The sequence below is a fragment of the Pseudomonas sp. B21_DOA genome (assembly GCA_030544685.1).
GTDB lineage: Bacteria > Pseudomonadota > Gammaproteobacteria > Pseudomonadales > Pseudomonadaceae > Aquipseudomonas > Aquipseudomonas fluorescens_AO.
On sequence record CP086683.1, the window covers coordinates 2,246,652 to 2,262,002 of the forward strand.

Annotated in this window: 8 protein-coding genes and 4 pseudogenes; 11 read left to right on the forward strand and 1 reads right to left on the reverse strand. The window is 60.0% G+C overall.

The window, feature by feature from the left end; genetic code table 11:
- Window positions 1-2: 2 nt before the first annotated feature.
- From rnhB to ispD, 9 genes and pseudogenes are all read left to right on the forward strand, one after another.
- Window positions 3-628: pseudogene (rnhB, locus tag LJU32_10185) on the forward strand (ribonuclease HII).
- Window positions 629-704: 76 nt separating this feature from the next.
- A pseudogene (dnaE, locus tag LJU32_10190) lies at window positions 705-4,225 on the forward strand (DNA polymerase III subunit alpha).
- A gap of 139 nt (window positions 4,226-4,364) precedes the next feature.
- A complete protein-coding gene (locus LJU32_10195; protein WKV90483.1) occupies window positions 4,365-5,312 on the forward strand; it encodes an acetyl-CoA carboxylase carboxyltransferase subunit alpha in 948 nt (315 codons plus the stop codon).
- A 148-nt stretch (window positions 5,313-5,460) separates the two neighbouring features.
- Entirely contained in the window at window positions 5,461-6,789 is a 1,329-nt protein-coding gene (tilS, locus tag LJU32_10200; GenBank protein ID WKV90484.1) for a tRNA lysidine(34) synthetase TilS, read from the forward strand.
- 274 nt (window positions 6,790-7,063) lie between these two features.
- Window positions 7,064-8,694, forward strand: a pseudogene (locus tag LJU32_10205) (CTP synthase).
- Between the two features lie 4 nt (window positions 8,695-8,698).
- The gene (kdsA, locus tag LJU32_10210) at window positions 8,699-9,544 is read left to right on the forward strand and encodes a 3-deoxy-8-phosphooctulonate synthase (GenBank protein WKV90485.1); all 846 of its coding nucleotides are present in this window, start codon (window positions 8,699-8,701) and stop codon (window positions 9,542-9,544) included.
- Between the two features lie 155 nt (window positions 9,545-9,699).
- The gene (gene eno, locus LJU32_10215; protein ID WKV90486.1) at window positions 9,700-10,989 is read left to right on the forward strand and encodes a phosphopyruvate hydratase; all 1,290 of its coding nucleotides are present in this window, start codon (window positions 9,700-9,702) and stop codon (window positions 10,987-10,989) included.
- A gap of 169 nt (window positions 10,990-11,158) precedes the next feature.
- A complete protein-coding gene (gene ftsB / locus LJU32_10220; protein ID WKV90487.1) occupies window positions 11,159-11,437 on the forward strand; it encodes a cell division protein FtsB in 279 nt (92 codons plus the stop codon).
- Window positions 11,434-12,141 carry a 2-C-methyl-D-erythritol 4-phosphate cytidylyltransferase gene (gene ispD / locus LJU32_10225; GenBank protein WKV90488.1) on the forward strand — a complete coding sequence of 236 codons (708 nt, stop codon included), beginning with the start codon at window positions 11,434-11,436 and terminating at the stop codon, window positions 12,139-12,141. The genes ftsB and ispD overlap by 4 nt, the downstream gene beginning before the upstream one ends.
- A 143-nt stretch (window positions 12,142-12,284) precedes the next feature.
- Here ispD and LJU32_10230 read toward each other — a convergent pair whose 3' ends face one another.
- On the reverse strand, window positions 12,285-13,181 hold the full coding sequence (locus tag LJU32_10230; protein WKV90489.1) for a LysR family transcriptional regulator: 897 nt from the start codon (window positions 13,179-13,181) through the stop codon (window positions 12,285-12,287).
- 116 nt (window positions 13,182-13,297) lie between these two features.
- On the opposite strand from LJU32_10230, the pseudogene LJU32_10235 reads away from it, so the two are divergent.
- Together LJU32_10235 and fghA are read left to right on the forward strand one after the other, a co-directional pair.
- A pseudogene (locus LJU32_10235) lies at window positions 13,298-14,408 on the forward strand (S-(hydroxymethyl)glutathione dehydrogenase/class III alcohol dehydrogenase).
- A gap of 96 nt (window positions 14,409-14,504) precedes the next feature.
- The gene (gene fghA / locus LJU32_10240; GenBank protein ID WKV90490.1) at window positions 14,505-15,350 is read left to right on the forward strand and encodes an S-formylglutathione hydrolase; all 846 of its coding nucleotides are present in this window, start codon (window positions 14,505-14,507) and stop codon (window positions 15,348-15,350) included.
- Window position 15,351: the final 1 nt, after the last annotated feature.

A 15,351-nucleotide genomic window follows, 5' to 3' on the forward strand; every position in this document is an offset into this window, starting at 1 on the left:
CCATGCAGATGGGCCTGGATTTCACGCTGGTCGCCGAAGTCGAAGAACTGGTCGCCGGTGTCGATGAAGTCGGCCGGGGCCCGTTGTGCGGTGCGGTGGTGACGGCGGCAGTGATTCTCGATCCGAACCGGCCGATCCTCGGCCTCGACGATTCGAAAAACTCACCGAAGCCAAGCGCGAAAAGCTCTATGACGAGATCTGCGAAAAGGCCCTGAGCTGGTGCATCGCCCGCGCCGAAGTCGAAGAAATCGACGATCTGAATATCCTCCATGCGACCATGCTGGCCATGCAGCGCGCGGTCGCCGGTCTGCACATTCAGCCGAAACTGGCGATGATCGACGGCAACCGCTGCCCGCATTTGCCGATGCGCGCCGAGGCGGTGATTCAAGGTGACGGCAAGGTACCGGCGATCGCTGCGGCGTCGATTCTGGCCAAGGTCAGCCGTGACCGCGAGATGGCGGCATTCGAATTGATCTACCCGGGTTACGGCATCGGCGGCCATAAAGGCTACCCGACGCCCGTTCATCTGGAAGCACTGGCGCGGCTCGGCCCGACGCCGATTCACCGCCGCTCGTTCGCCCCGGTACGCCTGGCTTACGAGGCGCGGGAAAGCCTGACGCAGGTTTAGGCCCAAGGCTGATGTTTTATTCGAGGCCCGGTACAATCCGGGCCTCGTTGTCTCTATGTAACTGGACAGGATCACTATGCCGGCTTCATTCGTTCATCTACGCCTGCACACTGAATACTCCCTGGTCGACGGGCTGGTGCGGATCAAGCCGCTGGTCAAAGCGCTGACCGCCATGAACATGCCGGCGGTCGCGGTCACCGATCAGAACAACATGTGTTCCCTGGTCAAGTTCTATAAAAACGCCATGGGTGCCGGGATCAAGCCGATCTGCGGCGCCGACCTGTGGCTGGCGAACAAGGATCCGGATGCGCCGCTCAGCCGGCTCAGCCTGCTGGTGATGAACGCTCAGGGTTATCGCAATCTCACCGAACTGATCTCGCGCGGCTTCATCGAAGGCCAGCGCAACGGCATGGTCATCGTCGAGCGCGAGTGGGTGGCCGAGGCCAACGAAGGTTTGATCATGCTGTCCGCCGCCAAAGAAGGCGAGATCGGCATGGCCATGATCGGCGGCAACCCGGCGGAAGCCGAAGCGCTGGCGCGCGAGTGGATGGCAGTGTTCCCGGATCGTTTCTATCTGGAAATCCAGCGCACCAACCGCCCCAACGATGAAGAGCAACTGCACGGCGCCGTGGCCCTGGCCGACAAGCTCGGCGCGCCGCTGGTGGCGACCAACGATGTGCGCTTCATCAAGCAGGAAGACTTCGCCGCCCACGAAACCCGCGTGTGCATCGGTGAAGGCCGCGCCCTCGATGATCCGCGTCGTTCGAAGAATTACAGCGATCAGCAATACCTGAAAAGCGCCGAGGAAATGCTCGAGCTGTTCAGCGATATTCCCGACGCCATCGAAAACACCGTCGAGATCGCCAAGCGCTGCAACATCGAAGTGAAGCTGGGCACGCACTTCCTGCCCAACTTCCCGATTCCTGATGGCATGACCATCGACGAATATTTCCGCAAGGTGTCTTTCGAAGGTCTCGAAGAGCGCCTGGCAGTGCTGCTGCCCAAAGACACCACCGAAGACTACGAAGCCAAGCGCCAGGTCTACGTCGACCGCTTGAATTTCGAGCTGGATATCATCATCCAGATGGGCTTCCCCGGTTACTTCCTGATCGTGATGGACTTTATCCAGTGGGCCAAGAACAACGGCGTACCGGTAGGTCCGGGCCGTGGGTCGGGTGCCGGTTCGCTGGTGGCTTACGTACAGAAGATCACCGACCTCGACCCGCTGGAATATGACCTGCTGTTCGAACGGTTCCTCAACCCGGAACGGGTCTCGATGCCCGACTTCGACGTCGACTTCTGCATGGACGGCCGTGACCGCGTGATCGACTACGTGGCCGAGAAATACGGGCGCAACGCGGTGAGCCAGATCATCACCTTCGGTTCCATGGCCGCCAAGGCTGTGGTCCGTGACGTGGCGCGGGTGCAGGGCAAGTCCTACGGCCTGGCGGATCGTCTGTCGAAGATGATTCCGTTCGAAGTCGGCATGACCCTGGAAAAAGCCTACGAGCAGGAAGAAATCCTGCGTGACTTCATCAAGGTCGATGAAGAAGCGGCGGAAATCTGGGAGATGGCGCGCAAGCTCGAGGGCGTGGTGCGTAACGTCGGTAAACACGCCGGTGGCGTGGTGATCGCACCGACCAAGCTGACCGACTTCTCGCCGATCTACTGCGACGAGGCCGGCGACGGTCTGGTGACCCAGTTCGACAAGGATGACGTTGAAGCGGCCGGTCTGGTGAAGTTCGACTTCCTCGGCCTGCGCACGCTGACGATCATCGACTGGGCACTGAAAACCATCAACCGCGACCGCGCCAAGGTCAACGAGCCGCCGCTGGATATCGCTTTTATTCCGCTGGACGACAAGCCGACCTACCAGTTGCTGCAAAAAGCTGAAACAACGGCGGTGTTCCAGCTTGAATCGCGAGGCATGAAAGAGCTGATCAAAAAGCTCAAGCCCGACTGCCTGGAAGACCTGATCGCACTGGTGGCCCTGTTCCGTCCAGGCCCGCTGCAATCGGGCATGGTGGACGACTTCATCAACCGTAAGCACGGTCGCGCCGAGCTGGCGTATCCGCATTCGGACTACCAGTACGACGGCCTCAAGCCGGTACTGGCGCCGACTTACGGCATCATCCTGTATCAGGAACAGGTGATGCAGATTGCCCAGGTCATGGCCGGTTACACCCTCGGCGGTGCGGACATGCTGCGTCGAGCGATGGGTAAGAAAAACCCGAAGAAATGGCCAAGCAGCGCGGCGGTTTCATTGAGGGCTGCGCGACCAACGGCATCGACGCGGATCTCGCCGGTAACATTTTCGACCTGGTGGAAAAATTCGCCGGTTACGGCTTCAACAAATCCCACTCCGCCGCTTATGGTCTGGTGTCGTACCAGACCGCCTGGCTGAAAGCCCACTACCCGGCGCCGTTCATGGCCGCGGTACTCTCGGCGGATATGCACAACACCGACAAGGTCGTGACCTTGATCGAAGAAGTGCGGACGATGAAGCTGCGCCTCGACGCGCCGGACGTGAACACTTCGGAGTTCAAGTTCACGGTGAACGACGACGGCCGCATCGTTTACGGCCTCGGCGCGATCAAAGGTGTCGGTGAAGGTCCGGTTGAGGCGATCACCGAAGCGCGTCAGGCCGGTCCGTTCAAGGATCTGTTCGATTTCTGCGCGCGGGTCGACCTCAAGCGCATCAACAAACGAACTCTTGATGGCTTGATTCGCAGCGGCGCGCTGGATCGCCTCGGCCCGTATTTCCACGACGAACAAAAGGCCTATCAGGCCAACATCGACCGTAACCGCGCGGTATTGCTGGCGGCGATGGAAGAGGCGATCAAGGCGGCCGAGCAGACCGCGCGGACCCACGACTCTGGCCACGCCGACCTGTTTGGCGGCTTGTTCGTCGAAGAAGACGCCGACGTTTACGCGTCCCATCGCAAGGCCAAGGAGCTGACCCTCAAGGAACGCCTCAAGGGTGAAAAAGACACCCTGGGCCTGTACCTGACCGGCCACCCGATCGACGAATACGAAGGCGAGATCCGCCGTTTTGCCCGTCAGCGCATCATCGACCTGAAACCGGCGCGCGACACACAGACCGTGGCAGGGATGATCATTGCCCTGCGGGTGATGAAGAACAAGAAGGGCGACAAGATGGGTTTCATCACCCTCGACGACCGCTCCGGGCGGATCGAAGCGTCGCTGTTTGCCGATGCGTTCCATTCGGCGCAATCGCTGCTGCAGACCGACGCGATGGTGGTGGTCGAAGGCGAGGTCAGCAATGACGACTTCTCCGGCGGCCTGCGCCTGCGGGTCAAGCGGGTGATGAGCATGGAAGATGCGCGGACCAATCTGGCCGAAAGCCTGCGCCTGAAGCTGCACACCCAGGATCTGAAAGGCGATCAGCTACGCTGGTTGGGCGAACTGCTCAAGCGTCATCGCGGCGCGTGCCCGGTGACCATGGAGTACACCAGCCCGGATGCGAAGACCTTGCTGCAGTTCGGCGAGACTTGGCGGATCGACCCGGCGGATACCTTGATTCAAGCCCTGCGTGACCAGTTCGGGCGAGACAACGTCTTCCTCCAATACCGTTGACCGGCAAGTGCCATCATGGCGCTTGCCCGCGACCTGAATTTTTAATCTCGACCTCAGCGCGCCTCTCCCTTAAGGTAGGGCGCGAATAGACAACCGGCCGGCCCAAGCTCACTTGGGACACGACCCAAGACGGACGCCTATGAACCCGAATTTTCTAGATTTCGAACAGCCGATCGCCGACCTGCAAGCCAAGATCGAAGAGTTGCGCTTGGTCGGTAATGACAATTCGCTGAATATCGGCGATGAGATCTCCCGCCTGCAGGACAAGAGCAAGACGCTGACCGAAGACATCTTCGGCAAGCTGACCAGCTGGCAGATCGCACGTCTGGCGCGTCACCCGAAACGCCCTTACACCCTCGATTACATCGAGCACATTTTCACCGAGTTCGACGAACTGCACGGCGACCGTCACTTCTCCGACGACGCTGCCATCGTTGGCGGTATCGCCCGTCTGGAAGACCAGCCGGTGATGATCATCGGCCACCAGAAGGGCCGTGAAGTGCGTGAGAAAGTTCGCCGCAACTTCGGCATGCCGCGTCCGGAAGGCTACCGCAAGGCCTGCCGTCTGATGGAGATGGCCGAGCGCTTCAAGATGCCGATCCTGACGTTCATCGACACCCCGGGTGCCTACCCTGGCATCGACGCTGAAGAGCGCAACCAGAGCGAAGCGATTGCCTGGAACCTGCGTGTGATGGCGCGGTTGAAGACCCCGATCATCGCCACCGTAATTGGTGAGGGTGGTTCCGGCGGCGCACTGGCCATCGGCGTCTGCGACCAACTGAACATGCTGCAATATTCGACGTATGCGGTGATCTCGCCGGAAGGTTGCGCTTCGATTCTGTGGAAAACTGCAGAAAAGGCCCCGGATGCCGCTGAAGCAATGGGCATCACCGCTGAGCGTTTGAAAGGCCTGGGTATCGTCGACAAAGTGATCAGCGAGCCACTGGGCGGCGCCCATCGTGATCCGGCTGCTGCCGCCGCTTCGATCCGCGCCGAGCTGAGCTCGCAACTGGCGATGCTCAAGCAGTTCGATAACGAAGCGCTGCTCAAGCGCCGTTACGATCGCCTGATGAGCTACGGTCTCTAATCGAGCGCCGATTTGGCTGACGATGCAAAACACTGTGGGAGCGAGCTTGCTCGCGAAGGCGTTATAACAGACGACGAAATTGTTGAATGTTAATCAGCTTTCGCGAGCGAGCTCGCTCCCACACTTGGTTTCGGGCGAGGGTAAAGACATGGGTGAACGCTCGATTGATTTGCCATCCCGTCTTCTGCTGAACCTTGAGCCTTGGCGCAATGCCGCTCACTGGCGCATCGCCTTCTCCGGTGGCCTCGATTCCACCGTCCTCCTGCATCTGCTCGCCACTCTGGCGAACACCGAATCTCTTCCTGCGCTTAGCGCCATTCATATCCACCACGGCCTTCAGGCTGCGGCCGATGCGTGGCCGCAACATTGCCAAGACGTTTGCGATGCGCTGGGCGTGCCGCTGCAAGTGAAGCGGGTGACCGTAAAGGGCGGGGCGAGCCTGGAGCGGGCGGCGCGGGATGCGCGTTACGCGGTGTTCAGTTCGCTGACGCAGACCAATGACGTGCTGTTGACTGGCCAGCACCGCGATGACCAAGCGGAAACGCTGCTGTTTCGGCTGTTGCGCGGTGCCGGTGTCCGCGGGCTCGGCGCGATGCCGCAGCAGCGTCCAGTGGGGCAGGGCACGCTGGTTCGACCGTTACTGGATGTCAGCCGCGCCGAACTGGAAAGTTATGCACAGGCGCATCGGTTGCGCTGGATCGAAGACCCGTCGAATCAGGATCGACAGTTTTCCCGCAACTACCTGCGCCATCAAGTCATGCCGTTGCTGACCGAACGCTGGCCGCAAGCGCAGGCCAGCATGGCGCGCACCGCTGCGCATCTGCGTGAGGCGCAGGGCTTGCTTGATGAGCTGGCGCAGATCGATCTCGCCCAAGCCGAAACTCCCCATGAATTCGCTTGGCTGGGTGTGCCATCGCTGGAGCTGACACCATTGACGGCGTTGTCTGACGCGCGCCAGCGAAATGCCCTCAGCCACTGGCTCGAACCGTTGACCCGGCTGCCAGACGCTGACCATTGGTCAGGTTGGACAACGCTGTGCAATGCCGGCGCCGACGCTTCTCCGATCTGGCGTCTGGCCGACGGCGAGCTGCACCGCAGCGCCGGGCGCGTCTGGTGGCTGAGCGGCAATTGGTTGCGCACGCCAGTGATCGGCGCCGACTGGCAGACCCCGACTTCAGCGCTACGCTTGCCGGATAACGGACGCGTCATGCTCCACGGGCATGCTCCAGCCGGGCCTTTGCGTATTGCCTATCGGCAGGGCGGTGAAGTCATGCAACTGGCCGAGCGCGGTAGCCGGGATCTCAAGCGTCTGCTAAACGAGCGCGCGGTGCCGGCCTTCGTGCGTGGCAGATTGCCGCTGCTGTTTCGTGGCGAAGAATTGCTCGCCGTGGCGAACCAGCCGGGTCTTGATGGTCAGATGGACGAAGGCTGGACATTGCACTGGCAGCCAACAGACGAAGATCAAGGTTTGAGCTGAAAGGAGCATTCCGGTAGACTACGCTCCCTTCTTGATACAACTTCTGTGGATTCGCCTGAATTGCAGGAGTTGCCGATTACCAAGCAGTCTTTGCTGGGCGATTCCAAAAAATGTGTAGCGAGCAACGTACCGGTGTTTCATCTGCCGGTCTGTCACAACGCGGCGGTTTTTTCGAAAGGTGCACTGTGATTAATGCAGGTGATCGGGGGCTTCGGCCTTCCTTCGCTTTCCCCGGCGGCTCGTTCCGCTTTAACGCAGACTTCTAGGGTTTTTCATGACGCGCTACATATTCGTCACGGGCGGTGTTGTTTCTTCATTGGGGAAAGGCATTGCCTCGGCTTCATTGGCGGCTATCCTGGAGGCGCGGGGGCTTAAGGTCACCATGCTGAAGCTGGATCCGTACATCAACGTCGATCCAGGCACCATGAGTCCGTTCCAGCACGGTGAAGTGTTCGTCACCCACGACGGCGCCGAGACCGACCTGGATCTGGGGCACTACGAGCGGTTCATCCGCACGACCATGACCCAGAACAACAACTTCACCACCGGCCGTGTCTACGAGCACGTGCTGCGCAAAGAGCGCCGTGGCGACTATCTGGGTGCAACCATCCAGGTCATCCCGCACATCACCGACGAAATCAAGCGCCGCATCATCAAGGGTGCTGGTGACGCTGACGTGGCGATGGTCGAGATCGGTGGCACCGTCGGTGACATCGAGTCGCAACCGTTCCTCGAAGCCATCCGTCAGCTGCGATTCGAAGTCGGCGCCAAGCGCGCAATGCTGATGCACCTGACGCTGGTCCCGTACATCGCCACCGCTGGCGAAACCAAGACCAAACCGACCCAGCACTCCGTCAAGGAACTGCGTTCGATCGGCCTGCAGCCAGACGTGCTGGTGTGCCGTTCCGATCACCCGATCGACGTGTCCTCGCGTCGCAAGATCGCGCAATTCACCAACGTTGAAGAGCGTGCGGTGATCGCCCTCGAAGACGCCGATACCATCTACAAGATCCCGGGCATCCTTCACTCGCAGGGTCTGGACGATTTCGTCGTCGAGCGTTTCGGCCTGCAGTGCGGCAGCGCCGACCTGTCCGAGTGGGACGCAGTGGTTGACGCCAAGCTGAACCCGGAACACGAAGTGACCATCGCCATGGTCGGCAAGTACATGGAACTGCTCGACGCCTACAAGTCGCTGATCGAAGCGATGAGCCATGCCGGCATCAGCAACCGCACCAAGGTCAACCTGCGCTACATCGATTCCGAAGACATCGAGAATCAGGGCACTGCGCTGCTCGAAGGTGTCGACGCGATCCTCGTACCGGGCGGCTTCGGTCTGCGTGGCGTGGAAGGCAAGATCACTGCCGTTCAGTACGCTCGCGAAAACAAGGTTCCGTACCTCGGTATCTGCCTGGGCATGCAAGTGGCAGTCATCGAATTCGCCCGTAACGTTCTGGGCTGGAAAGACGCCAACTCCACCGAGTTCGATCGTGCCAGCGGCCACCCGGTTGTCGGCCTGATCACCGAGTGGGAAGACGCCACCGGCGCCGTTGAAGTGCGTACCGAAGCGTCCGATCTGGGGGCACCATGCGCCTCGGCGCCCAGGATTGCCTGCTCGAGCCGGGCTCGAAAGTGCACGATTGCTACGGCAAGGATGTGATCGTCGAGCGTCACCGTCACCGCTACGAAGTGAACAACAACCTGCTGCCGCAGATCATCGAAGCCGGCCTGAAAATCTCCGGTCGTTCCGCCGATGCTGCGCTGGTAGAAGTGGTTGAAGCGCCGGATCATCCATGGTTCGTCGCCTGCCAGTTCCACCCAGAGTTCACCTCGACCCCGCGCGACGGTCATCCGCTGTTCAGCGGTTTCGTCAAAGCCGCGTTGGCTCAACATCAAAAGAAGGCTTAACCCGATGGCACAGAAGATCATCCGCGTCGGCGACATCGAGATTGCCAACGACAAACCCATGGTGCTGTTCGGCGGCATGAACGTGCTGGAAAGCCGTGACATGGCCATGCAGGTTTGCGAAGAGTACGTGAAGGTCACCGAAAAACTCGGTATCCCATACGTGTTCAAGGCCAGCTTCGACAAGGCCAACCGGTCTTCTGTGACCTCGTATCGCGGCCCTGGCCTGGAAGAGGGCATGCGCATCTTCCAGGACATCAAGCAAGCCTTTGGCGTGCCGATCATCACCGACGTCCACGAGCCGGACCAGGCTGCGGTCGTCGCTGAAGTCTGCGACATCATTCAGTTGCCGGCCTTCCTGTCGCGCCAGACCGATCTGGTCGTGGCGATGGCCAAGACCAACGCCGTGATCAACATCAAGAAAGCCCAGTTCCTCGCGCCTCAGGAAATGAAACACATCCTGAACAAATGCGTCGAAGCGGGTAACGATCAACTGATCCTCTGCGAGCGCGGTTCGAGCTTCGGCTACAACAACCTCGTGGTCGACATGCTCGGCTTCGGCATCATGAAGCAGTTCGAATACCCGGTGTTCTTCGACGTGACCCACTCGCTGCAAATGCCCGGTGGTCGTTCCGACTCCGCTGGCGGTCGCCGCGCGCAGGTCACCGATCTGGCCAAGGCGGGCATGAGCCAGTCGCTGGCGGGTCTGTTCCTCGAAGCGCATCCGGATCCGGACAACGCCAAATGCGACGGCCCTTGCGCCTTGCGTCTGGACAAACTGGAGCCATTCCTGGCCCAGCTCAAAGCTCTGGACGAACTGGTGAAGAGTTTTCCGACGGTAGAAACCGCGTAACGCTCGATTCTCCGGTAAAGTACCGCACGATTTGTCGCTCATGCCCTCGGGCGTGAGCGTTGTCGTCTGCAAGTCTGCCCGCTGTACTTCGCTTGCCGACGATAAAGATTTCCTCTAGCTGCGTCGTTTTCGTCAACTTTGGAGTGTTTACAACAATGGCAAAAATCGTCGACATCAAAGGTCGTGAAGTTCTCGACTCCCGTGGCAATCCCACCGTGGAAGCGGACGTGCTTCTCGACAACGGCATCATCGGCAGCGCCTGCGCGCCGTCCGGTGCATCCACTGGCTCGCGTGAAGCGCTCGAGCTGCGTGATGGCGACAAGAGCCGTTACCTGGGCAAGGGCGTGCTCAAGGCGGTAGCCAACATCAACGGTCCGATCCGCGATCTGCTGCTGGGCACCGACCCGAGCGACCAGAAAGCGCTGGATCAGGCGATGATCAAGCTCGACGGTACCGAAAACAAAGCGACCCTGGGCGCCAACGCCATCCTCGCGGTGTCCCTGGCTGCGGCCAAGGCGGCTGCACAGGATCAGGACCTGCCCCTGTACGCGCACATCGCCAACCTCAACGGCACCCCGGGCGTGTACTCGATGCCGGTACCGATGATGAACATCATCAACGGTGGCGAGCACGCCGATAACAACGTCGACATCCAGGAATTTATGGTCCAGCCAGTTGGCGCCAAGTCTTTCTCGGAAGGTCTGCGCATGGGCACCGAGATTTTCCATCACCTGAAAGCCGTGCTGAAGGCCCGTGGCCTGAGCACCGCCGTTGGCGACGAAGGCGGTTTCGCACCGAACCTGGCGTCCAACGAAGACGCGCTGAAAGTGATCTCCGAGGCTGTTGCCAACGCCGGTTACAAGCTGGGCACCGACGTGACCCTGGCGTTGGACTGCGCCGCGAGCGAGTTCTACGAAGACGGCAAGTACAACCTGTCCGGTGAAGGCCAGGTGTTCACTGCTGAAGGTTTCGCCGACTACCTCAAAGGCCTGACCGAGCGTTACCCGATCATCTCCATCGAAGACGGTCTGGACGAGTCCGACTGGGCTGGCTGGAAAATCCTCACCGACAAGATCGGTGAGAAGACCCAACTGGTGGGCGACGACCTGTTCGTGACCAATACCAAGATCCTCAAAGAAGGCATCGATAAAAAGATCGCCAACTCGATCCTGATCAAGTTCAACCAGATCGGCACCCTGACCGAAACCCTGGAAGCCATCCAGATGGCCAAGGCTGCCGGTTACACTGCGGTGATCTCGCACCGTTCGGGCGAAACCGAAGATTCGACCATTGCCGACCTGGCTGTGGGCACCTCGGCTGGCCAGATCAAAACCGGTTCGCTGTGCCGCTCCGACCGCGTTTCCAAGTACAACCAACTGCTGCGTATCGAAGAGCAGTTGAACGGCAAGGCCAAGTACAACGGCCGTGCCGAGTTCCGCGGTTAAGCGCAACCTGATCAAAGGACACCGGATTGTGTCGGAAAAGTCGTGACAGCGATGGATTTGCCACTAATCTGATGCCTTAAGCACAAGCCTGGATCTTTCCAGGCTTCGTGCTATCAGATGCTGCAACATGATGCGTGGCTGTCTTTTTTCACTGGATACCTGATATTCGATGCGCAGTCCTTACTGGTTGTTTCTTGTTTTGCTCTTGCTGCTGGCCGGTCTGCAGTACCGCCTGTGGGTGGGCAATGGCAGTCTGGCGCAGGTCGCCGAGCTGAAACAGCAGATCGCCGAGCAACATGCCGAAAACGAAGGCCTGCTGGAGCGCAACCGGGTGATGGACGCTGAAGTCAGCGAGCTGAAGAAAGGCATGGAGACCGTCGAAGAGCGGGCTCGTCACGAACTGGGCATGGTCAAGGACGGCGAAACCCTTTACCAGTTGGCCCAATGATCGATTCCCTGCCGGCCTTCTGGGCCGTGATTCCTGCCGCGGGCGTCGGTGCCCGAATGGCCGCGGACCGTCCCAAGCAATATCTGCAACTGGGCGGGCGCACAATTCTCGAACACAGCCTCGGCTGTTTCCTTGATCACCCGAGCCTCAAGGGCCTGGTGGTCAGTCTTGCTGTCGATGATCCCTATTGGCCGAATCTGGCATGCGTCAACGATCCGCGCATTCAGCGGGTTGATGGCGGCGCGGAGCGTTCCGCATCGGTGCTCAATGCCTTGCTGCACCTGCATGCGCAAGGTGCCGACGATGAGGATTGGGTGCTGGTGCACGATGCGGCCCGGCCGAATCTGAGTCGCGATGATCTCGACAAGTTGCTTGCCGAACTCGCGGATGACCCGGTCGGCGGTCTGTTGGCGGTTCCTGCTCGCGACACGCTCAAACGCGTTGATAACAACGGACGTGTGGTTGAAACCGTGGATCGCAGCGTGATCTGGCAGGCGTATACACCGCAGATGTTCCGCCTCGGTGCGTTGCATCGGGCGTTGGCCGACAGCCTGGTTGCGGATGCCGTGATCACCGATGAAGCTTCGGCGATGGAATGGGCCGGTCTGGCACCGCGTCTGATCGAAGGGCGGGCGGATAATCTCAAGGTGACTCGGCCGGAAGACCTGGAGTGGTTGCGCCAGCGATGGGCTAACCGCCGCTGATTGCTGTGGCGCCCATTGCGCCGCCTTCGCGAGCAAGCTCGCTCCCACATTTGATTTGCGCCTGACACCAGATTTGCAGTCACTGCACGTCCACTGTGGGAGCGAGCTTGCTCGCGAAGGCGGCCGCACTAACAACCCATCACTCAGCTTCGATACTCCGCCCGCTCAGCCAACCCTTCTTTAAGAAAATCCACCAACTTGCGCACTTTCGGCGACAGATGCCGCTGCTGCGGATACAGCGCCCACACCGCCGTATTAGGCGGCTGATGCGCCTCGAGCAAGGAAATCAGCGCGCCGCTGTGCAGGTGCTCGAGCACGTAATAGTCCGGCAACTGACACAATCCGACACCCTGAAGCGCCGCATCCAGCACCGCCTGCCCACTGTTGCAACGCCAGTTGCCTTGCACTCGCTGGGAAAATTCCCGCCCGTTCTGTTCCAGTTGCCAGATATCCGAACTGCCGATCAGGCAATTGTGCCGACTCAGTTCCGACAGACTGTGTGGGCGCCCGTACCGTTCCAGGTAGGAAGGCGACGCGCACAGGTACATTCTTCGTGGCGCAAGGCGTGTCGCGACCATGCGAGAATCCTGTAACCGTCCCAGACGGATCGCCAGATCCAGCCCTTCATGCACCAGGTCCAGCTGGCGATTGCTCAGCTCGATATCGATACGCAGCTGCGGGTACAGCCCCATGAAGCGAGTCACCAGCGGCACGATAAAGCGTTCGCCATAGGCCACCGCGCAGGTCATGCGCAGCATGCCTTTCGGTTCGCTGGTCAGATCGCCTACCGCGCGCAAGGCTTCTTCGCGACCGTCCTGCAGGCGCTGGCAATGTTGCAGGAAAGTCTGCCCGGCTTCGGTCAACGTAACTCGCCGGGTGCTGCGGTAGAGCAGGCGCGTCTGCAAACGCTCTTCGAGTCGTACGATTTGTCGACTGATGTGCGAGGACGAGATCCCAAGACGCTCGGCAGCGGCGGTGAATTGGTTGCATTCGGCGACCGCAACGAACTCGTCGATGCCTTCCCAGCGGTTTTCCGACACTTGGATTATCCCCGTATGGCAATAATGTTTTGCTTTGGTCCCGATTATTCCTCAGGGCGCGCTGAACTACACTGTCTGTCTGCTTTTTTATTTATTGGATTCATTGGAGAGTCAGCATGATCAAGTCGCGCGCCGCCGTTGCCTTCGAGGCCAAGAAGCCGCTGGAAATCGTAGAAGTCGATGTCGCCATGCCGAAGGCTGGTGAAGTGTTGCTGCGCGTGGTCGCTTCCGGGTGTGCCACACCGATGCCTACACCTTGTCCGGCGCAGACCCGGAAGGCATCTTCCCGTCGATCCTCGGGCACGAAGGTGGCGCCATCGTTGAAGCGATCGGCGAGGGCGTGACCTCGGTTGCCGTCGGCGATCACGTCATTCCGCTCTACACCCCGGAATGCGGCCAGTGCAAATTCTGCAAGTCGGGCAAGACCAACCTCTGCCAGGCCATTCGTGCCACTCAAGGCAAGGGCCTGATGCCGGACGGCACTTCGCGCTTTTCCTACAAGGGCGAAACGATTTTCCACTACATGGGCACATCGACGTTTTCGGAGTACACCGTACTGCCGGAAATTTCCGTAGCGAAGATCTCCAAAGACGCGCCGCTGGAAAAGGTCTGCCTGCTCGGTTGCGGCGTGACCACCGGTATCGGCGCCGTGCTCAACACCGCCAAGGTCAGACCGGGTGACACCGTGGCCATCTTCGGTCTCGGCGGTATCGGCTTGTCGGCCGTGATCGGCGCGGTGAAAGCCAAGGCTGCGCGCATCATCGCCATCGACATCAATCCGGCCAAGTTCGAGATCGCCAAACAACTCGGTGCCACCGATTGCGTGAACCCGAAAGACTTTGATCGTCCGATCCAGGAAGTGATCGTCGACATGACCGATGGCGGCGTCGACTTCTCCTTCGAGTGCATCGGCAATGTGCAACTGATGCGCGCCGCGCTTGAGTGCTGCCACAAAGGCTGGGGCGAGTCGGTCATCATCGGTGTCGCCGGTGCCGGTCAGGAAATCGCTACCCGTCCGTTCCAGTTGGTCACCGGTCGCGTCTGGCGCGGTTCGGCGTTCGGCGGCGTGCGTGGCCGTACTGAATTGCCGAGCTACGTCGACATGGCCCAGAGCGGCGAGATCCCCTGGATACCTTCATCACCCACACCATGGGCCTGGAAGATATCAACAAGGCGTTCGACCTGATGCACGAAGGCAAGAGCATCCGCACAGTCATACATTTCTAACAGCAGCCCCGAGCTGCAAGCTTCAAACTGCAAGTAAAGGTGTTCGTGCTTTTTCTTGAAGCTTGCGGCTTGCGGCTTGCAGCTAGGGAGAATCCCTTGAATCTGGAAAACATTTCCTGTCAGAAGAGTTTCGGTGGCTGGCACAAGCGCTATCGCCATCGTTCCGAAGTGCTTGATTGCGACATGGTCTTTGCCGTGTACCTGCCGCCGCAAGCAGAGCAGGGCGGCAAGCTGCCGGTGTTGTACTGGTTGTCCGGGCTGACCTGCACCGATGAGAATTTCATGCAGAAGGCCGGTGCGATGCGCATGGCTGCCGAGCTCGGTCTGATTATCGTCGCCCCGGATACCAGTCCGCGTGGCCCGGATGTTCCGGACGATGCGGACAAGGCCTGGGACTTCGGTCTCGGTGCGGGGTTTTATCTGAACGCCACCCAGGAACCGTGGGCGCGGCACTATCAGATGCATGACTATGTCGTGAAGGAACTGCCTGCACTGGTCGAAGCGCATTTCCCCGCATCCGACAAGCGCAGCATCAGCGGCCACTCCATGGGCGGCCACGGCGCGTTGGTCTGCGCGCTGCGCAATCCGGGTCGTTATCAATCAGTGTCGGCGTTCTCGCCGATTACCCATCCGATCGATTGCCCGTGGGGCCAGAAGGCCTTTTCCAACTATTTGGGCGAAGACCGTTCGAAGTGGAAGGAGTGGGACGCCTGTGTGCTGATTGCGGAGGCGACGGAGAAGTTGCCGTTGCTGGTCGATCAAGGTGATCGTGACGATTTCCTCGCCACGCAACTGAAACCCGAAGCCTTGCAACACGCCGCAAAACAAGCGGGGCATCCGCTGGAGCTGCGCCTGCAACCGGGCTACGACCACAGCTATTTCTTCATCTCAAGCTTCATTGACGACCACTTGCAGCATCACGCGCGCGCTCTGCGCGGTTAAT